The organism is Rheinheimera sp. EpRS3 (assembly GCF_001513785.1).
Taxonomy (GTDB): Bacteria; Pseudomonadota; Gammaproteobacteria; order Enterobacterales; family Alteromonadaceae; genus Alishewanella.
Map to the genome: position 1 here is coordinate 402806 of NZ_LNQS01000009.1, position 20558 is coordinate 423363.

The 20558-nt window shown below is 48.6% G+C and carries 17 protein-coding genes; 3 read left to right on the forward strand and 14 right to left on the reverse strand.

Annotated features, from left to right (window positions below; genetic code table 11):
- The first annotated feature begins 24 nt into the window (after nt 1–24).
- Nucleotides 25–987, forward strand: a complete 963-nt coding sequence (locus AR688_RS14295) for a sulfotransferase (protein ID WP_068235266.1) — start codon at nt 25–27, stop codon at nt 985–987.
- Here AR688_RS14295 and AR688_RS14300 read toward each other — a convergent pair.
- Genes AR688_RS14300 through AR688_RS14315 form a run of 4 tightly spaced genes read right to left on the reverse strand, consistent with a single transcriptional unit; the run spans nt 984 to nt 6337 of the window.
- Complete coding sequence (locus AR688_RS14300; RefSeq protein WP_068235268.1) at nt 984–2285, reverse strand: hypothetical protein; 1302 nt, start codon at nt 2283–2285, stop codon at nt 984–986. The two genes, AR688_RS14295 and AR688_RS14300, sit on opposite strands and share 4 nt — an antisense overlap.
- A 7-nt stretch (nt 2286–2292) precedes the next feature.
- Nucleotides 2293–4623, reverse strand: coding sequence for a VanZ family protein (locus tag AR688_RS14305; protein ID WP_068235269.1), 2331 nt, complete (start codon nt 4621–4623; stop codon nt 2293–2295).
- A 48-nt stretch (nt 4624–4671) separates the two neighbouring features.
- Entirely contained in the window at nt 4672–5514 is an 843-nt protein-coding gene (locus AR688_RS14310) for a hydrolase 1, exosortase A system-associated (protein WP_082694790.1), read from the reverse strand.
- A gap of 1 nt (nt 5515) precedes the next feature.
- Nucleotides 5516–6337, reverse strand: a complete 822-nt coding sequence (locus AR688_RS14315) for an alpha/beta hydrolase (RefSeq protein WP_068235272.1) — start codon at nt 6335–6337, stop codon at nt 5516–5518.
- Between the two features lie 183 nt (nt 6338–6520).
- Here AR688_RS14315 and AR688_RS14320 point away from each other — a divergent pair, with 183 nt between their 5' ends.
- Nucleotides 6521–7570, forward strand: coding sequence for a DegT/DnrJ/EryC1/StrS family aminotransferase (locus AR688_RS14320; protein WP_068235278.1), 1050 nt, complete (start codon nt 6521–6523; stop codon nt 7568–7570).
- A gap of 30 nt (nt 7571–7600) precedes the next feature.
- Here AR688_RS14320 and AR688_RS14325 read toward each other — a convergent pair whose 3' ends face one another.
- The 7 genes from AR688_RS14325 to AR688_RS14355 are packed head-to-tail and all read right to left on the reverse strand — an operon-like array spanning nt 7601 to nt 15777.
- Nucleotides 7601–8605, reverse strand: a complete 1005-nt coding sequence (locus AR688_RS14325; RefSeq protein ID WP_068235279.1) for a GNAT family N-acetyltransferase — start codon at nt 8603–8605, stop codon at nt 7601–7603.
- Nucleotides 8602–9672 (reverse strand): GNAT family N-acetyltransferase, encoded by a 1071-nt coding sequence (locus AR688_RS14330; RefSeq protein ID WP_068235282.1) that lies wholly within the window; start codon nt 9670–9672, stop codon nt 8602–8604. The genes AR688_RS14325 and AR688_RS14330 overlap by 4 nt, the downstream gene beginning before the upstream one ends.
- A complete protein-coding gene (locus AR688_RS14335) occupies nt 9665–10609 on the reverse strand; it encodes a polysaccharide deacetylase family protein (protein WP_068235283.1) in 945 nt (314 codons plus the stop codon). Before AR688_RS14335 ends, AR688_RS14330 begins: the two co-directional genes overlap by 8 nt.
- Nucleotides 10599–12398, reverse strand: a complete 1800-nt coding sequence (locus AR688_RS14340) for an asparagine synthetase B family protein (RefSeq protein WP_231732080.1) — start codon at nt 12396–12398, stop codon at nt 10599–10601. Before AR688_RS14340 ends, AR688_RS14335 begins: the two co-directional genes overlap by 11 nt.
- Nucleotides 12399–12443: 45 nt before the next feature.
- Nucleotides 12444–13409 carry a glycosyltransferase gene (locus tag AR688_RS14345; protein ID WP_068235944.1) on the reverse strand — a complete coding sequence of 322 codons (966 nt, stop codon included), beginning with the start codon at nt 13407–13409 and terminating at the stop codon, nt 12444–12446.
- A gap of 13 nt (nt 13410–13422) precedes the next feature.
- A complete protein-coding gene (locus AR688_RS14350) occupies nt 13423–14328 on the reverse strand; it encodes a polysaccharide pyruvyl transferase family protein (RefSeq protein WP_068235285.1) in 906 nt (301 codons plus the stop codon).
- Between the two features lie 15 nt (nt 14329–14343).
- Entirely contained in the window at nt 14344–15777 is a 1434-nt protein-coding gene (locus AR688_RS14355; protein ID WP_068235286.1) for a lipopolysaccharide biosynthesis protein, read from the reverse strand.
- Nucleotides 15778–15936: 159 nt separating this feature from the next.
- On the opposite strand from AR688_RS14355, the gene AR688_RS14360 reads away from it, so the two are divergent.
- Nucleotides 15937–16656, forward strand: coding sequence for a tetratricopeptide repeat protein (locus tag AR688_RS14360; RefSeq protein ID WP_156420307.1), 720 nt, complete (start codon nt 15937–15939; stop codon nt 16654–16656).
- A gap of 55 nt (nt 16657–16711) precedes the next feature.
- On the opposite strand, the gene AR688_RS14365 is transcribed toward AR688_RS14360, so the two are convergent.
- From AR688_RS14365 to AR688_RS14375, 3 genes are all read right to left on the reverse strand, one after another.
- On the reverse strand, nt 16712–18058 hold the full coding sequence (locus tag AR688_RS14365; RefSeq protein ID WP_068235290.1) for a putative O-glycosylation ligase, exosortase A system-associated: 1347 nt from the start codon (nt 18056–18058) through the stop codon (nt 16712–16714).
- Between the two features lie 79 nt (nt 18059–18137).
- Nucleotides 18138–19496 (reverse strand): phenylacetate--CoA ligase family protein, encoded by a 1359-nt coding sequence (locus AR688_RS14370; protein WP_068235293.1) that lies wholly within the window; start codon nt 19494–19496, stop codon nt 18138–18140.
- Nucleotides 19493–20536, reverse strand: coding sequence for a glycosyltransferase family 4 protein (locus AR688_RS14375; protein WP_231732082.1), 1044 nt, complete (start codon nt 20534–20536; stop codon nt 19493–19495). The genes AR688_RS14370 and AR688_RS14375 overlap by 4 nt, the downstream gene beginning before the upstream one ends.
- Nucleotides 20537–20558 lie beyond the last annotated feature (22 nt).

The window sequence follows — 20558 nt, forward strand, 5'->3', positions numbered from 1 at the left end:
TACGGGCTTAATAAGGATATTTTAATGACAAGTAAACACTGTATTCTGTTATTTGGCATGCCCCGTTCAGGCACTACCTGGCTTGGTAAACTGTTTGATGCACAGCGCCAGACATACTATTTGCATGAGCCAGACAGCGTGCAGCCCAATATCGCTATTCCGTTATTGCTAAAGGCAGATGAAGCCACACAGTATCCGCTGCAGTCACAACTTGAGTTGTGGTTTGCCAGCAAAGCGGAAAAAGTGATTGCCTCGCGGCCGTTTTTTGCCAAAGACTACCTTAACCCGGTTAGCTGGTTGTTGTTTCTGGGCAGTGCGTATGCCACTAAAATAGCTGGCCGCTTAGGTGCGCCCCGGTTTATCAAACCCTTACGGTTGCAATCTGTGCAGCAACAAATTGTTTGGAAGTCAATCGAGTCGCTTGGCCGTATGGCGGCGATTAAACAGCTAGTGCCAGCCCGCAGTATCCACATATTACGCCATCCTTGTGGCCATATTGCCTCTACGTTAAAAGGGCAGGACGCCGGCTTGTTTGATGGTGGTTTACCAATTTGGGAAGACTGGGATCTGTACAGTAAATTATTGCAGCAAAGTGGCGAGCAGCGCTTTAGTCTGGACAGTTTAAAGCAGATGACTAAAGAAGAGCGGCTGGCCGTACGCTGGGGCATTATTAATGATTTTGCGCTGGCGCAATGTGCGGGTGACAGCAGCAACATGGTACTGGTGTACGAGAGCTTATGTAAAAAACCACAAGAGGTGTTGCAGCAGTGCCTGGCATTTTGTGGCTTAAAAGCAGATCAGCAATGTCTGCAATATCTGGCGCAGTCAGTTCATGGCAGCGACAACAGCGCTTATTACAGTACCACTAAAGACCCGCTGCAATCTGCCTATAAGTGGCGCAAACAGTTGCCTGATGACGTGCAGCTGCGGATAAAAAATATCGTGCAGCAATTTAACGCCGGGCGCTATTACCGCGATGATTTTTAAATCTCAGCCGGCTCTGGCTGGCTGTTATACAGTTTTAACGCGGTAATGCGCCGGGTAATTTCCTGCTCCAGCTGTTTAAAGCCGGCACCGTTATAACCGCCAAGTTGCTGCTGTACTTGTTGTTCAGTTAGCCCCTCCGGTAAATCTCGCGTTGGCGGCATTATCGCTTGTTCAAAAGTCAGGCTGTTAAACTGGCTTAGCTGTTGCGGTGTTACTGATGCAAGGTGCTCAGCAAAGTGGGTGCCAGCTCTGTCTGCCGCCAGATCAACAAAGCTGAAGCCTGAACCACCTTTGTCCCGGTCTGCATCCATGATTTCTTTCAGGTTGCCAATTTGCTGCGATAGTTGAGTATTACCCAGCATTTGCAGTACCGCCGAATATAAAAAGTGTAGGGTAAGGTCGCGCCGGCCGTTTAGCAGCATGGGGGGCATATTCGGCACCTGCTGCAGCTTTACATCAGGATTGGCGTAGTAAATAAATCTTTTGCTGGCAAATGCTACGGCCAAAGCCCATAGCGCGTTGTTATACTCGGTTTCCAAATCGCTGTTATCAGCCCGGTTTGTAGCAACAAGTAACAACTCGTGAGCAAAAAATGCCAGCCGGCGTTCGCGTTTATGCTGGCGTTGTAATTGCCTTAACTGTTGCAGGTAAAACTCAATATCTTGTGCTGCCGCGCTCTGATCCTGGCCCAAACCAAATGGCCGGTGAATTTGCGGATGCAGGCTTAGTTTAATCGGGCTGGCATTAGCCGCCTCAAAGTGTAGACGGTTATTTATCAGCTCGCCTCTGGCAAACAACGCTAGCAGCTGCTGATCTGCCGGTGCGGCAATGACCGAGCGTACCATGAGCCTGAGCAATGGGTTAGCAATCCAGCCTGGTAGCTTTATTGCACCCAGTTTACAGTGTTCAATAGCGAAACCTTTGTCTGACGGCATAAACAAACAGGAAGTTTGTACACCGCGCTTAGGCCAGCTCAGCGGCAGGTTTGCCTGACCATGCAAAGCTACACCAAACGGATTAAGCACGCCACTGAACTCTACTTGTGGCAGGGCATAGCTGGCGACGTTCATCAACGCGTCTAACTGTTTTTGCTCAAAAACCAGTTTTATATTGCCGTTGGGCTGCGCTAAGTGTTGCACCGTGTCAGACAGCACGCGTTGCGCCGTATTAACGTCGCTGGCTTCTATAGTACGCTGTGATAGCACTGGTTTTGATGTAATAAGAAAAAACAAAGCCACGGTAAGCACTGCTAACAACAATACGCTGCGCAGAAAATAGCGCGATAACCTATTTAGCATGGAATGGTTAAGCCCCTGAACCCGAGAATTTTATAGTGCGCCGCAGCGCTATAGCCGGAATAAAAAACCAACACAACAGCCCAAGCAGTGTGATAAAAGCCAGGCTGTAACGCATAAATAATTGCAGCGGAGCGGCATACTGGGTTCTGTCTGTACTTAGCAAAAATTGTAACGCTGAGTAAGCTTGCTGGTATTTAACGATAACACTTTCAGTAGCGTTTTGCAGCAGCCACCAAGACAGTGGCAGCACAAATAAGATAAGTAGCGGCATATATTTCCAGCGGGTATGCACCGGTGTACTGCATTGCTGAGCCAGATAAGCGGCAGCACTGAATAACAGCATCAGCCACGCAGTCAGCGCAGTTATGGCAACCAGGCTGCCGCCATCAGCCAGCAGCTCAACAATATTGTCGGTTGCCGCCATTTTTACTACGGCCAGATACCAGAGCAGAGCCACAACGGCATTCGCACCCAGCCATAGAATAGTGGCGGGTATTTTGTTACGGCTATAAATAAATTGCATTGCAGCCATGCAGTTAAACTGGATCAGGCTAAAAAAGCCGATAAAGCGCAGCATTAGCTCAATGGCCCGTGGCAGCGTTGTCACCGGGATGCCAACAATGTCATACAGTGATTCTGCCGGCACTGTGGCATACAGCAGCCAGAATATAACCAGGCCCTGCGTAAGGCACAGCAGAGGGCCCCAAAGGATAAAACGGGCGTAGCTGTTAAACGTAAAGATGGCAGGTAAAGCCAGCAGGTACAGCATCAGGCACAAACCGGGAATAGCGCTGAGATTATCGCTTAGCAGTTCACGCACATTGTAGGGTATTACCGGCAACCGGCTTAACAAAAACATGGCCAGCATGGATATAGCCAAATGGCTGGCTAGCTTTATGTAAAGCCCTGTTGCAGTTTTGGCTGGTGGCAAAGTGAATAAGCCTGGCGCTGCGGCGTTGGTGCTATTTACCTCTGCGGTTTCTGGCCGGTGCAGGCGGCTGACGAAAAAAACAGTAAAACCAAAGCCTGCTGCAGCTCCACCTGTTTGCAGTATGGCATCGGTAATATCCACAGTTTTACCGGGCAGTGCCAGTTGCATGGCTTCGCATAATAATGCCAGGCTAATCACATAAATACTGCCAACAATCTGCAGGGTTTGTTGCTGCCAGCGCAGCGACAGCTTGCGTTGAAACAGTGCCAGTAGTACTCCAAGTGGGAAGAACACCAGTAGTTTTTGCAGTAGTGCGGTAATAGCACGGTACTCAGTGCCAAAGTACAGCGATTCCAGCAGCACCTTACCCTGTGCAGCTTGCAATCTTTGGTTGATAAAAGCCCAGTCGAAATTAAAGTTAAACGGATACCAGAATAATATTAAAACAAACAAACTGTAAGCCAGTATCGCCAGGCTCCACAGCAAGCCGTGTTTAAGCTGTGCAGCAGTTGCGTCTGTTTCACCGGCGAGTTTGTGCTGCCATAAGCGCAGTAACGTTATGCTTAACCAGGTGGCAATTAAGGCGCAGAGCACATCACTGATATCAGTAACCCGGCTATAGACAAACAGTTGGCAAAATTCCAGCAGCAGCGCCAGTAACAGCACCTTGCTGTACAACCGGATGCCTGCCTGCTGTTGTTGCAGATACAACAGCACGGCGATAGGGCACCAAAGCAGAATATCGCTTAGTACCGCGTAGCCAATTTCAGCTGCAGAGCCGCGGTAACCGGAAAATGGCAGCAATACAATGCGGCCTTCGCGCCATTTTTTGTACAGCTCTACCGGGCTTAACGTCAGATCCAGCGGTAACAGGTTGTACAGTATAAAAATGGCAACATAACCAATCAGCAGGTAAGTGACTACCGAAGCATGGCCACGAATAAGCGCCAGTGAAGCCAAAAACTGTTTTAGCTGACGGCCTTTGAAGCTGTACAGAATGATACCCAGCATGGCGCCGGAGGTTTCAGCAATAATATCGTTGATGGACACTGTTCGCTGCGGAAAATACAACTGGGTAAATTCTATGCTCACGGCCAAAGCTGCACAAAGCAGCCAGATAACGCCAGCCAGTAACGAGTTTAGTGCAGTTGCGCCGGGGCGGAAGCTAAGCGCACAAAGTAAAAAAGCGAACGGGATAAATAGCAGAATATTGGCTACCCAGTCTGCTCTTGAGCGTATGCCAAGCTGCAAATAAGGAATGTGCCAAAACCGCTCTACTGCCTCGTTAAACGGCAGCGCGACATAATGCAACGGCACCAGGCTGCCGTATATAATAAAGGCCAGATAAAGCACACAAGCCAACAGTAACCATTTGTGCAAAGCGGCTTCGTTGTTATTGCTGTACATAAGCATCCTGCTCCCTGGCGTTATTTAGCCAAACGGTATTAACAGCACTTAGTTTGTGGTCTGCACAAAATTATAGCTTTGTTGCTCAACCTGCTCGCGCCAAAGCGCTGTAGAGAAGGTATGGCTGGCATCACTGATATGATAGTGCCCGGCAGCCTGCAGACACTTACCCCAGGCTGGGTTGTCGGCACATAACTGCAAAAACTCCTGCGCCGTTAAATCGTTACCACTGCTGATCAGCAACACTTTGCCGTTAAATTGCTGCCAGCCGCTAAGCATAGCCGCAACATAGTTTTGCTCTGTTACTGTAAGCTGGGCAGTAGCTGCAGCAGTGCGGGTTTTGCTGGCCCGTAATGTCTGCCAGAACGAGCCAAGGCTGCGTCGCAGCGCCAAACCGCCGCCAAATAGCTTATGCCAGAACTGCCGGCTTAACAGGCGCTTTAAATAGTAGTGTTTTAACATGGTTTTGGCATGGCTTTGCTGCTGGCGCACCCAGGGGTTTAGCAGTATTACACCACTGACGCGTGGATCTGGCCGGTTGAGTTTAATCAAAATGGCACTGGCCGCATCGCAAAGGCCCCATAGCACCACTTGTGTTAGTTGCGGGCACTGTTGGAAAAAAGCATCAATTGCCAGTTCAATATCTGCCGTTTGCTGATAAAACGCGGCTTTACTGCCGCTGCTATCACCCATGCCGGCAGTATCCAGCCGCATTGAAGGTACGCCTTGCGCAGCCAGATAGCGGCTTAGCTTAACAAACTGGCGATGGCTGCCAACACGGTACTGTGGCCCGCCCACAATTAACAACACGCCGGTTGTTGCTGCGCCCTGATGTAAAATGGCACTTAGCTGATAACCGGCGCCTGCCAGGCTGATATAGTGTTCAGTCATGCTACGCGCCTTCAGTTAAGTGCTGTAGTGTCAGGGCAATGAGTTGCTCTGCACTGGCCAGCTCGGCTGTTTGCCAATAGGGTTCGGCTTTTAGCTGGGTATAGTTTAGCTGGCAGTGTTGTTGCAGTTGCTCACGCATTTTTTGTACGGGTAAGGCCACGGTATCCAGTTGCGACGTTTCCAGCCAGTGCAGATTAACGCTGTTTAACTGCGCCGGAATGCTGCTGTTGATATTCAGCAGGCTGCGATAAAACGCCGGGCTTATCGGGTAACCCGCAATTTCGATATTTTCGCCACTGTTAAGTTGTTGCTCCAGATCTTTCTGGCTGGTTTTATTACCTGCAGCCATGGCCTCTGCCACTTTTAACCGGACAAACTGTTGCCAGAATTTACCGACATCAAATACCGGTTGCCATAACACCAGTTGTTGCACCGGCAACGGTGAACTGTATTTATTCAGCAAGTCGAACAGTTGTATCACCCCAAAACGCACCGCAATAAAGCTGACGCTTTGGTAACCCTGTTGCTGCAACAGCAGCAATAATTGGCAGAGATCATCGCGCCAGATATCTATACTGGCCTGATCTAAATCACCGGCGCTGTCGCCAGTGCCATAGTTGTCCAGCATAAAGCAGCTGTAACCGGCAGTAGCCAACTGCCGCATAGCGGCATTGACCAAATGACGGGATTTATTCATTTCTTCGGCAAAAGGTGGAATAACCAAAATGGCATGACCGTTGTCAGTGCTGTTTTGCACGGCGCGAAGAAATAACTGCCGCTGTTGCAGTTGGATAAAACCGGTACTGAGGGGGTGTTGTTGCACTTTGCCTTCCTTGTGCTTAAACCTGAGCAAGCCCTATGATAACCGTTGCTGAGGCGATGACCAAGTTTGTATCTTGGTACTTTTTGTATTTAGGCCGCTGTGACAATGACAACTATTTGTGTTGTTGTTTGTGCGGTGGTACTGCTATAGCATAGTGCGGGTGTGAATTCATGGACTGAGTCAATGCCTGTACAATTTTCTGCGCCGCTAATGGATGCCAAACATTTCCCGCCTTCGCTGATTAAAGCAGAACCCGCCTTTAGCTTAGAAGGCAGTAGCTTACGGCGACATCCGCTACCGGTTAACGATGTCAGCACTTTCAGCCGTGCCAGATATGCGCTGGCGGCAGCGGCTTTGCATTTAAAGCATAGCGCGCAGCAAAATACCGTGTTGTTACCGGCTTATCATTGTCCGGCGTTAGTAGAGCCATTTATTTATGCCGGTTATAAAATCGTATTTTACCCGCAGTTGGCCAATTTAAGCACCGATATTGCTACTTTTAGCCACTTACTTAGCCCGCAGGTAACCCATGTGGTGGTGGTGCGTTACTTTGGTTTTAGCCAGAATGCTGATGAGCTTATTCAGGCAGCGTTTGCCGCTAACAAACAAGTAATTGAAGATAACGCACACAGCCTGGTGCATTTCTGGCAAACCTGCGCGTCACAACCGCCAGCTATCAGCGCCAGTGTCAGTAGTGTTGCTAAAACGCTCGGCAGTGCAGATGGTGGCGTGTTATATCTGCCCGGTTATAGCGGCTCAACTCAGGTAGCACCGGATTTTATAACAGAATTAAAAGCGCTGCGATCCGGTAACCGGCCGGTAACTGGCTCTGCTGATGCAGGTTTGCGTTATTTTCGTGCTGCTATGCAAACGGCCGATTGTTTGCGAGCCAGCCGCTGGCTGATGTTACGCAGTAATTACGCCGCCATTAGCAGGCAGCGGCGGGAGAATTATCAGTATCTTGCACAGCAGTTGCAGCACAGCAGTGCGGGGCGGGTATTATACCCAACACTGACACAGCAGGATGTGCCTTACGTACTGCCGTTTTTACTGCATGACATTCATGGCTTTACGCGATTGCGTCAGCAGCAAATTCAGGTGCTGCGCTGGGAAGAGCTGGCAACACCAGCAACCGGCATTGCCAGCAACTATCAACAATATTTGGTACAACTGCCAGTGCATCAGGCTTTGTCAAAACAGCAACTGCAAAACATAGTTAAGGCATTAAGCTGATTTTACGGGCTGGCGATAAAAGCGGTGTGATTATTTCGGTGCGGGTTTGTGCTTAAAATTGGCAACATAATTTGCCAGCGATCTTAGTTTGCCACGCCACGTCCGCTTATTACATAGCTGAATACCATAAAGCGGCTGTTTTGCTGACATCCAGTCTTTTTTATAATCGTCATTGCCGGTAAGAAAATCTACCGTGTTAACATTATCCCGGCAAATGACATGCTCAAGCAGTGCGGCTGTCAGCACAGTTCCCGGGCTGAAGCGGGTAAAGTCTTTGTTATAAGCCAGTTTGAAAATGGCGGCGGTTTTATCGTATACAAACCAGATTTGTGCTGCTATCGGTTCGTTATTGTAGTAAATGACCCCAATACGCAGGGCGTTAATTTGCCAGTTGTGCTGGCATATGCTGTCGATAAAAGCTGGGGTGGGTTCAGAGCGTTTCCAGCTGTGGTAATACACCTGATGGTAATCAATCAGCGCTTGCATCAGTATTTCTGCCGAACCTTCACTGTATACTTTAACGGTAAAGTTACCGTCTTTATTCATCAGCTCCTGCTTACGTTTCAGCGTATTTTTTAGCTGGCTGGGCCGGCGTTGCCAGTACTGCGCTAAGCTAGTGATATCGGGTTCGTACCAGTTTACCGAGTGTTGGTAAATAAAACCTTTAAAGCCTAAGGTGGCAAAGCTTTGGCACCAGGCCTGCGCTTGGTTGCTGTAAAGCGGCAGAATATTAATGTAATCGTAGGCTGAAAATATACTGGCGTGTTGTTGTAATGTCGCCGCACAGGGCAAAGTGGCTATCGGCTGCCCGGCAATACCATAGATTGGCGAGTAGTAATTGGTCATACTATCCAGGCTGTTACCCGGCTGGCTTGGGGTGCTGCTGAAAAAAGCCAGGCCTGCCTGTCCGGTTAAAGGCAGGCTAAAGTTGTGTTTGTTATGGTTTACATGCTCAGCAAAAGCACTGAACCAGTAGTTGCAGACAAACACCGGCGGTAAAGCTGAGGGGCTCGGTTGTACTGCGGGCTCTGTCATGGCTCTGCTACCTCTGCCATGGGTTTTTTCTTCAGTTTTTGCTTTAGCCGGGTTAATAATTGTAAGGTTTTGCCAAAGATGTTTTCTGCATACACGGTGCCGTTGTAAATAGAGCGGGTGTCGGTGGCCCATTCAAGCTGTTCTGGTGAGGCGTTAGTGTAAAAATCGACCACTTTTACGCTGTGGTTGTCAAACAGCGTATGCAGGATCTGCTTTAGCAGCAGGCGGCCCAGCGCGAAGCTTTTAAACTCTTCATCAAAAGTTGTTTTCAGAATAATCAGCATATCTTGCTTGATGCAGCAAAGCCTGGAGGCAACAAGCCGGTCTTGTATGTAGTATTCGTAAACCATGGCATTGTTCTGCTGCGCCAACTGGTACAAAAAATCGCGGTAAAACTGACCTTGCCGGTTACTGGGGTGCAGGGCTGTACCGAGTTTACCTTTCCAGCCTTTAGATTCGATCATGCCGTAGCGATCTACAGCAGACTTAATATGTTGCGCACTACTGATCTGGCGAAAATCGACAGTTGTATTTTCGCGTTGCAGGCGGTTTTCATAGCGCGACATATTTTTACGCAGGTTTTTTGACCGTAACTGCCAATAGCTGTCGAAGCCGTCTTGCAACTTGATCTGCATATTAGTGGCATAAAACGCCTGCTGATGATCATGTAGTACATTGAGTAGCGCCAGATGTTCTGCCGGATCCAGGCTGAGAAAATCGATACGGGCTGCTATGCCCGGTAATGCGCGAAGTAATGCCGTTATATCTGGCGTAAAGGCCGGATTTATCAGCAGCAAGCCAACCTGAGCCTGGCTGGGCTTATACAACTCCCAAATCAGTTTGTTTCGTTGTCGGAGCAACATCAGGCATTGCACTTGCCCCTGCCAGATGGCTCGCACCTGGTATAACGGTGTATGGCCAAAATAGGCTAATAATGAGGTAACAAACTCAGTGCCAAGTAATTGATTATTGCCATGATAGCTATTGCTTAACAGGGTCCAGTCCGCAAAAAACTGCGGATCGTTTATATCAAACAGCTGTACTTGCCAGTAAACCGGGTCAGACATGTGCAGGCTTGGTATAGTTAAGGGTTAGCCGGCAGTGGAATTTCAGCGGGCTTTTATCCCAGGGAGTAAAACGGTTTAGCAAATGGGGCGGGGTAGCTGCCGTGCAAATGCCCCAGTTAGTAATCACCGCACTGCTAAAACCGGCTTCGGTGACCAGTTTTACCGTAGTGTCATCAAAATCCGTATCTTTCATGCCGTTAGGATAAGCAAAGTGCTGCACAGGTTTGCCCAGCCAGTTTTCCAGTTGTTGCCTCGATTGAGTAATTTCCTGCAACTGCTGTTCTTCAGGCATCACTTTTAAAATAGGGTGGTTTATCGTGTGCGCGCCGATAGTGACGCCGCTGTCAGATAGTTGTTTTATCTGCGCTGGCGACATCATCAGTGGCTCTTGCTCAGTGGCATTATTTTGCTGATAAAACTGGTCAATTTTTTCCAGCCGCTGGGCTATTGGCAGGTATTTTAATTTTTTCAGCCATTGCTGCGCTTTATTGCGCCGGTCTGCGGCGTCAGTTAAGGCTAATTGCGTATCGTCCAGTAGCAATTGCTGGCGCTCAGGTTGTGAAAACAGATAAATCAGCCGGTCATTCCACATATTGCTACCCTGGCTAAACGCCGTGGCCACATACACCGTGGCCGGAATGCCGTATTTAGCCAGAATTGGCTGTGCTACTGTCAGGTTGTTCAGATAACCATCGTCAAAGGTGACACACACTGCATTGGCAGGCAAAGTATGGTTTTGCAGGTGTTGCAGTGCTTCCTGTAGTGATAAAGGGGTAAAATAGTCGCGCAACAAGCGCATTTGCCAGTCGAATATCTCTGCGGTAGGTTCACTGGGCCGCATGGGATCGGGCTTTGCCAGTACCTGATGATAAATCAGAATACTCAGCTTATTCCGGCCAAGCAATTTACCGGTAACTTGCAGTATTTTATGCAACATAACCGGCCTCATGTTGTTGCAGCCACAATTCCAGCGTAACCATAATCCATACCAGTTCACCATAATAACCCGAATGGCCTTGCTGATAGGTTTCCAGTGCTTTATCGATAAAGCTTGGCTGAATAATATTGCGCTGCTTCAGGCTGGCCAGGCTATCTGCTGTTATTTGCTGCAGTTTAGGTTGTTGTTTCATCCATACGCCAAAAGGCAGGCCAAACCCATGTTTGCTTTTACTCAGTGTGGCATCGGGCAGAAACCCGGTAAAACTGCGTTTGTAAAAATCACGCAGTTTTTGCCCCGGCGCTTTTATACCGGCGCTGACTTTGCAGCTAAAATCGACCACTTCTTTTTCAAATAATGGGTAACGCACTTCAACGCCGGCCAACTGACACATGCTGCTAACTTTAACCAGATCGTTATCTGCCAGGGTAAATTTCCAGTCCAGATACATCATGCAGTCAACGGCATCCGCAGAGCGGCAAGCCTTATAACGTTGTTGCTTCTGTTGCAATGGCAACTGGCTGTCAACATGCTCGATAAACTCTCTGCAAAACATGTCGTTAATATCAAACCGGTTTAAAAAGTTGTAGCTGTCCAGCCGATCCGGCAAGGCGACTTTTGCCTGGTTAATATAGCTATATGCTTTTTTCAGCCCCGGCAGTTTTGCGGCCAGGCCGTTGTAGAAACACAGGTCAAGCGATAAGCGCAGTGGGCCAGGCAGGGCGCGGTAATGTTCGAAGGTTTTTTGTTTGACGTAGCGCTCATTACCGGCAAATATTTCGTCGCCGCCATCTCCGGCTAGCAGCACTTTTATACCATCGTCTGCTGCCACTTTGGCACAGATATACGCCGCCATTGCCGAGGAGTTACCAAAGGGCTCATTAAAGGCGGCTGCCACGGTGCTAAAATGCTGCGTGATTTCTTCCGGCTGCAGGTAATGCACTTTATGTTCGGTGCCGAAATGTTTTGCTGTGATCAGGGCGTAGGCTGTTTCGTCGTAACCTTTGGCTTCAAAACCAATCGAATAGGTTTTTGCGTTCTGACTATGTTTCGCCAGCATACCGGCTACGGTTGAACTATCCAGCCCACCGCTTAAAAAGGCAGCGCAGTCGGGGCTGACATTACGCGCAACGGCTTCAGATATCAGTTGCTGACATTGCTGCTGTAATACCTGCTGTGGTTCGGCTGATGGGGTGAAATCCGGCTGATAATAGGTTTCGCTGTGCAGGCTACCGTCGGCGCTTATTGTAAAGGCCACACCTGGCTCCAGCTTTTTAATCTGCTGATATATGGCATCAGGTGACGGAATGCAGTGAAAATACAAGTAGTTATAAACCGCTTGTGTATCCAGGCTTACGCTGGGGTTATGCTGGCGCAATAACGACAGGCTGTCGCTCAGTACCAGCTTAGCTTGTTGTCTGCTATCGATATAACACGGCACGGCGCCGACATGGTCATTGATTATGCTGATAGTGCCCTGGTGTTTGTCGACAATGATCAACACAAAGAAACCGGCAATCTGCGGATAAAACTGTTGCGGCTGTTGCTGATGCAATTGTAAAAACCACTGTGCAGCATCGCCCGGCAGGTAATCCTGATTATAGGGCCTTACCCGGCCCAGCAGGCACACCAGTGTCTGGTCATCCTCTGCTATCTGCAGCGGGCGCTGACTAAGAATATGCAGTGTGTTGAGGGCACCTGTACCTTTAAGGTTAAGCATATAGGTATGCGGCGTGCTAGTGCCGGCATCAGCTGCTGTAGAGGTGTCAGTTCCTGCATGGCGCCACATTGTTGTATTCCTTACTTTATTCACAGTTAACAATCATTGTTTCACTTAACTAATGGCTGGTATTTTTTTACGCAAAAACAGTTTATAAAGCGGCGGTACCGCACATACAGCGCTAAGCAATATCGCTTTACCCAGCCGGTAACGATAGCGAATACAGCCCTTAAACGATACCAGCGCTTTGTCTCTGTCGCCTTGCATCATCGCATTATAGCCGTAGGTAAAATGCCGTCCGCCCAGATAGTTGTTAACTACCGCCTGAGATTCGCGCGCGCCGGAAGGGCAGGTAAGGCCGTAGCGTGCCACCGCAGATTCAAGCACCAGCAGGCTGAAATTTTTCGCGTGTACTTTCTTTGTTGTGCTATCTGGGTTATCACGGTAAACCGCGTAGGTTCGGGACAGTTTCGCCATTTGATATCGCTGCGATATCCGCAGCCAGAAATCATGATCTTCGCCAATGCGGTAATCAGTATTAAACATGCCAATGGTGTCTGTTATTTCACGGCGCATTACGGCGGTGATGGTATGAATAACCGAGTCTTTAAGCAGCTTCAGATACAACCAACCGCTGTAATAGGCATCTTCAGCTGCATCCGCCTGACCGGCATCAGATAGTTGAGCAGAGATCTGCTCCAGAGAGGTTGCACCATGCCAGATGGCCCAGCCGCAATAGCATAAGCCGATATCCGGGTGTTGCTGTAAATAGGCGATCTGCGCGGTTAATTTACCGGGCAACCATAAATCATCACTGTCATTAAACGCAATAAACTGTCCGCTGGCGATACGCATACCGGTATTTCGTGCTGCTGCAGGCCCCTGGTTAGCTTGCTGCAGCACGATAATTTTGTCGCCAAATTGGCGCAAAATATCAATGCTGTTATCGGTTGAGCCGTCATCAACTACGATGACTTCGATATTGGCGTAATCCTGTGCCAGTACACTGTCAATCGCTGCAGTAATATGTGCGGCGCTGTTATAGCACGGAATGATGACGCTGACTAAAGGGCTCGTCATTTCAGATACCATTTCAAATACCAAAGTCCTGCTTAAACTGCTGTACTTTTTCCTGCAAGCGTGCCGTGTTGTTATTAAACACGGTATTGCTGCTCAGATGCGGCGGTGTAATATTGGCAATATCTGCCAGCCTTGCCGCAACCAGATCGATATGCTGCGCTGGAGATTGCTTTGGCGGTGGCATTCCCCAGTCTGAGCGCCACAACGGCGTATTTTGCAGGCCGCGCTTAAGCATGTTTTTCAGCCGCACGGTTTTTTCTGCCGACTGATCACCTCGCCATACCGGCGGAATAGCAGAAAACTCTGCAGTTAGCTGTACCGACTGCAGCCAGTCTTGCCATTTGTATTCTGATATATGCGGATAAGCTTTTACCGGGATCCATGGCACACGAAACGAGTCGGCAAGTATGGCGCCATGCATCGCTTCTGTTAGCAGCAACTCTGACTGGCGAATGCCGTCAAACACTTGCAGAAAAGGTTTTCTCGGATCAAGAAAGTGGATACCGGCCTGCTGACATACTCTTTCCCAGTCACCCAGCCGCGCGCTTTCACAATGCGGCATAAAACTGACTTTATATTGTTTTTCGACAACAGGAGTATACAGCTGTGCAGATAACGACGCCGGATCGGTAATTGCCAGCTCTGCGGGTAGCCCCAGCGCCTGAGCTGTTAACGGGCCGCGTACACAGTAGAACTTCCAGTTTGCATTGATGGCAGGTAGCTGGCCATAACCATGACCAGAGCCAAATACTGTTACTGCCGGTGCCGTTGGAATGCGGTGGTTCAGTAGCGTGCCCACACCGACAAACAGTTCGGCTGCATCGGCACGGAAGAAGTCCGGGAACAGCTGCTGCCATAACCAGGGGTTCAGATCGTCGCCGAAATTACCTTCTTTGTCTTTAAAATAATAAAGCTGCAAAATACTGTCCTTGTATCAGAGTCTGAATTTCAGGGCCTCGTTAAAACGTTCTTTAAAACATAAGCGCAGCGTCAGCGCATAAAACACTGCACCAGTCACTACCATAATCAATAGCCTTGGCAGCATAGCCATGTCAGCCAATACCAGTTGCTGCATGCCATATAATAACCCCAGCATTACAGAGGATAACAGTAACGGCGGCATAACCGCCTTAATAATTGCCATGCTGCTTATGCCTGCGCGGGAAGCGCATAAGTATACCGCAAACAGAAAAAACAGCGGGGTGGTAATAAGCCAGGACGCCGCCACTGCGGTAATGCCGTAACCAGAGGCAAAATAAATAGCAATAGCTGTCAGCACCAGCGAAAAACTGACATGAATAAGGCCGGTAGATGGAAAGCCAAGTGCCTTCATCAGTGGCGTAAACAGGTTTGAAATAATGCGCAGCGGTATCGTTAGCAATATAAGTTGCAATGGCAACACGGCATGGCTCCAGTGCTGGCCCAGTATAAGCTGCACCAGCTCATCAGCAGTAGCGGCAAAACCGTAAAATAATGGGAAGCAAAATAACGTAATAATGCGCAGCATATAACAGAAGATCTGCTGATACCTTTGTTTGTCGTGCCCGATTGCGGCATACATAGGGTAGGCAACTTCATTAATTAGCGGCATGGCTTTTGTCATTGGCATTAATGCCAGATGCATGGCCACGGCGTAATAGCCAAGCTGGTTGGCCTCAATAAATCTGGCCGCAATCAGAATATCGGCTTTCATAAACAGGGTAAACAGTATGCCGGTAGCCATCAATGTCAGGCCAAATTTTAATGCCGGCAACATGCCATTGAACTGAAACAGAGGTAAGTAAAACCGGCGCAGCGCCAGGTTATAGCCAACAGCCCGGATAAACACCACCGCAATATTTGACAATATTAATGACCAGAAACCAAAACCGTAAAAGGCTAACAGCAATGCCAGCGCACTACCGCTAAGGGTGGCAGCAAAATCAATTTTAGAGCGGCTTTTAAAGTTCATTTCTCTGGCAAGCAGGTTGGATGACACCGTGATCCATGGCATTACCAAAAACACAGTGGCGGAAGCGTACAACACATATTCCAGTGCCGGTTGCTGGTAGAAAGCTGCCACAGAAGCGGCAAAACTAAGTTGCAATATGGCAAGGCCGCCGTTGAGCAGCATCAGTAAGCAGAGGATTTTTCTGATGTAAGACTCATCCAGCTGCTTTTGCCGCACCAGTACATCACCGAGCCCGGCACTGGCAAATTGCAATGCCAGCATCAGTACCATTTCAGCAATAGCGACTATGCCATAATCGGCAGGGGTAAGCAGACGGATAACCAACAGAGATGCCAGCCAGGTAAACACCTGTGACAGCAGGCGTAAACTTAATGTCCATCTGAAAGCCGTACGGGCCCGGCTGGATATGCTATCCATGCAATCCTCTTAGATACTTTGCCGCAACCTTTACGACAATGCGCCATTCTAACGTCTGGCGCGGTAAAGTTAAAGCCGGATGATCACTAATGCTAAATCGGCCGGATTTTGCTATGGTTAATGCGTTTTCGCTTTTGATAATGTTTATCACGGATGGTAATGATGAAAAAATCAGCTTTTATTTGTACCGCAGCCCTAATATTACCGACATATGTTATGGGCTATGATTTTACGCCTACTCAGGCAGAGTTCAACACCTGGGATCAGCGCTGTAAACTGGCATACTCGGCTACCGGTTCTGCGCGTAAATCCGGTTTGTACCCTAACCAGACTAAAGCCGACAGCACTAAGGCGCTGGCCTTTGCTGAATCAGCTGGCGGAGCCTGGCACTACTGTGCCGGCGTGGTGTATCTTAAACGCGCGGAGGCGAGCTCTGGCAATTTGCGTGAGGCAAGTTTAAAACGGGCCCTGAGTGAAATTCAGTTTACTGCGCGTAATATCAATAAAGACCACAGCTGGTATCCGGAAATTTATATTGATATGGCCAAGGTGCACTTTGAAATGGGCGATAAAAAGGCCGGTTTTGATACGTTGCGTGGCTTATTAAAAACACACGCAAATAATTCGCTGTCATACACGGCTCTGGCTTATTACCTGAAAAGAAACGGTGATGCCAAAGCGGCGCTAAAAGTGTTGAAGCAAGCCCCTGAGAATTTGCAGGCCGAATCAGCTGAACTGAATTACTTTTTGGGCTGGTATTCACTTGACGCAGGGCAGGCTGATGAAGCTGTGCAGTATGCAACCAGAGCGTATCAGCTGGGTTACCCGGTGCCGGGGCTGAGAAATAAACTGCGGGCACAAGGCAAAATAATACCGTAAAGCTCTGCGCTTAATGAAACGCAGAGCTTGGCTTTAACGCGGTGCTGTTTATTTATTACGCCAGTTTTGCCTGATATGGCTTGGTTTCTACTGCTGTATCGGCTGTAACAGGCGGTTTTCCCGGCTGATAAAGTTTGTAGATAGAAATTACTGAGACGATGCCTGCCAGGGCATAAAATAAGTCAAAGTACGCCAAACTAACGTTAGCGCCAGTGACACAGAAACCTATCAGCGATAAGGATATTGCTGCGCTGAGTTTTTCACACCAGAGCTGCTGATGTTTTTTTGCTTTTACCCGGTTGCTTCTGTTTATCCATAAAATGCTGGTTAAAATCATCAGGAAGATGGTTAAGCCAACATAGCCATGGTCGCCTAATACCTGAAAATAAATATTATGTGCCGCTTTGGGTGCTGACCCTTCAGGTATCTCCGGTGTTTCAATCGGGCCATAAAATGGTGTAAAAGGCGCATAGCTGTGCCATACCAAATGATCTGTTGCACCCATAAATCCGGCACCTGTGACCGGATGATCCCGTGCTATCATCGCTGCAATTTTCCAGGCCCATAGCCTGCCGATAAAAGAAGCATCATCGGTAGATGCAGTTTCAATAGTACTTTGTCTTTCCCGCCAGTGCTCTGGCGTAGACTGATAAGCCGTGGGCAAGATAAGAATTGCTAACAACGCCCAAAGCAGTTTACGTTTAGATTTCCACCAAAATGCTAATGCCAGTATCGCCAGGCCAATAAAACCGCCACGTGAACCCGTGCCAACAATAGCAAGAATGTTCAGCAGCAGCAGGCCCCATAAGCCAAGTTTTAAGTAAGAATGCCGGGTGGCGTAGATGAGATAAACTATTAGTGGAATACACATATTAACCGCAACGGCAAAATCGTTGCGATCGCGGATAGCACCGGCCCGGCCTGTGACCATATGGCCACCACCTGACAAAATAAACTTAACGGATTCCATGGCCGCATAAGATGAAATCGCCAGTACAATTGCCCATATTAAGGTATCTATGTGTAGTTTTTTATTGATCATCAGAGTTATAAAGAAGTAAAAAACTAACACTTTGATAAATTGCTGCCAGTAGTCTGTGGCGTAGGTAGAGATACTGTGTAAGCTGGTAAACGACGTTATTAATGTCCAGATTGCAAATAACAAGATCCAGAAACTTAATGAATTAAAAGCGAAGGTTTTTCTTTTTTGTACTACGATATAGGATATAACCGTAACCAGTACAATCGTCAGATTAAGCCGGAAACTGCTGGAAAAACCAAACGCCCAGTTTGCCGGAGCCATCAGAGAGATCCACGCCCAGGATGCAATACCTAAAAATGGCCGCTTAAAACAGAAATAAATCGCGACAAATAAAAAGCCGACCAGTAACAAATCGCGCATTAGCTTTTATCCTGCCGGTCAGCCCAATACAACAGATAGCACACCGCGATTATGGCAGTTAACAGATAAAAACTGTCGATCATACCGCTGTTACCTTACTAATAACGTAGCGATATTTGCCTGATTTTTCTGGCTTTATTTCGGCGCACTGTTGCACATTAATTTCCACACTTTGTCCCAGCCTGGCTTGGAGGCCACTGCTGATTTGCTTGCGTATTTCTGCAGGTAACTCACCCTGGTGCCATACCACCTGCACAGCAGTAAGATTGAGTGATTCCTGCACAATTTTAAAGGCTGTTATACCACTAATATCGCGCAGAATATAAATCAGTGCCAGACCATGCATCATAGTACCGTCTGCCGCCATTACAAAATCGGTGCTGCGCCCTTCAATTGACTCCAGCAGCGGCAGACTGCGGCCGCAGCTGCAACTTTCTGCCGCGATGGTGCCAACATCGCCGGTACGATAGCGCACAAAAGGGAACTCAGAAGTCGCCAGGTGGGTAACCACAATTTCTCCGGCCTGACCGGCAGGCAATACCTGGCCTTGAGCATCAACTATTTCTACAATGATATCTTCGTAGGACAAGTGCATGCCGCCGTGCGGGCATTGATGGGCAATAAAGCCGGCATCGCGGCCACCGTAGCCATTGGCTACCGGTGCGCCAAATACTGTGCTTATCAGTTCTCGCTGATAAGGGTAAAGCCGCTCTGATGTAACAAAGACCACTTTAATACCCAGATTATCCATAACAATGCCATGGCGCTGTGCTGTTTGCGCCAGCAAGTGGTACACCGACGGATAGCCGAATAACATGCGAGGTTTAACATCATGTATTTGCTGCAAAAAGCTGAGTAGTTTATCTTCAGTTAAATCAAACGCCGGTACTAGTTCTGAGCGAAACAGCCGGTCACGCCAGATACGGGCTTTGTCCTGAGCATTAAGCTCAATGGGTGAGCCCCAGGCAACAATTTCTTTGTCACCAATATCGACATCCCACCAGCGCGTTGCCCGCCATTTGGCAGCAACATCGTGCGATACCCGCTCGTTACCGAGTAAAAAAATCAACGGTTGGCCACTGGAGCCGCCGGTATTAAAGCGTTTAAGCTCGCCGGCGTTACCGGCTTTTAACGCAGTAAAGTTTTCGCTAATCAGTGGCTTAGTTAAAAATGGCAATTTGCTTAAGTCGGCCGCAGTTTGAATATCATCAGGTGTAAGGCTGTGTTGTTGCATCAGGCTGCGGTAGTAGGGCACCTGCTGATAAAGCTGAGCAATAAAGCGTTGCAGGTTGTGGTTTTGCAATTGCTGTAGTTTGTCCAGTGGCAACCACTGGCTTTGCTCTAACTGACGGCGGCGGCGCACACTGTCATGCTTTTTAAAATATTCCTGCAGCGGGAAAATAACGGCTGAAATAAATCGGGTATAAAGCGCTGTCATGCCCTGTGCTCCATGGCGCGTATTGCCGAATTGTAATGTCCGGCTAGCTGGCTGCCGACAATATGCCAGTGAAAGCGACCGCTGTTTAGCAGGCCATTTTGCACTAATTGCTGGCGCAGCTCTGGTGAAGCCAGCAGCTGTTTTGCATAGGTAAACATTGTTTGATAATCGCCCTGCTCTGTCAGCAGAGCATCGATTTTATCTGTTACTAAACGTGGAATACCGCCAACGTTAGTGCTTATTATCGGCACGCCACAGGCCATCGCTTCAATAACAGAATTGGGGGAGTTATCAACCAGGCTGCTGTTTAGCATAATATCGGCACTGCGGTACAATTCGGCCATTTGTGTTGTGTCCAGCCGCCCGGCAAAGCTCACTGCCTGAGTTAAGCCGCTTTGTTGCACCTGTTGCTGCAACTGGGCTAACAAAGGGCCGGTACCGGCAATGGTTAACTTTGCCTGTGGATACTGCTGATAAACCAGCTCAAAGGCTTTTAGTGCGGTAGCAACATCGTAAATGGCTTCCAGATTACGGGTAACAATAAAATGTGGTGCTGTTACCGGCTTCGCTTTGGGCGCTGAGGCTGGATAAAACAGCGTATGATCAAGGATATTTGGCACTATCGCTGATGGCTGATCATAGCCGGCAAATACCTGCTGCAAAAAAGCAGAGGGTACCAGCACGGCACTGGCGTGGCGCAGCGAGAACTGCACTTTGCGCCAACTGGCAGCAAAAAAGGTTTCGGCGTGTCCGCCGCGGTAATTCACAATAACCGGTGTGCGGCGCAGGTAACTTATCCAGATAGCCGGTGCGGCAAATAAATGCCATGACCAGCCAGAATTAGCCATTATATGCACCACTTGTGCTCTGCCAACGGCCTGATACAGGTTAATAATATAAGGTACCAGCCTGAACAGAGCCCGTAGCCCCACAATGCGGCCAGCAAATGCCGGGCGATAAGGCGCATTTACCGCAACCAGTTCAACAGTTGCGCCATCTTGTTGCAACAGTGCTTTGAGTTGCCGGGTTTGATTTGCCATGCCACCAGCGGGCGGCGGGATA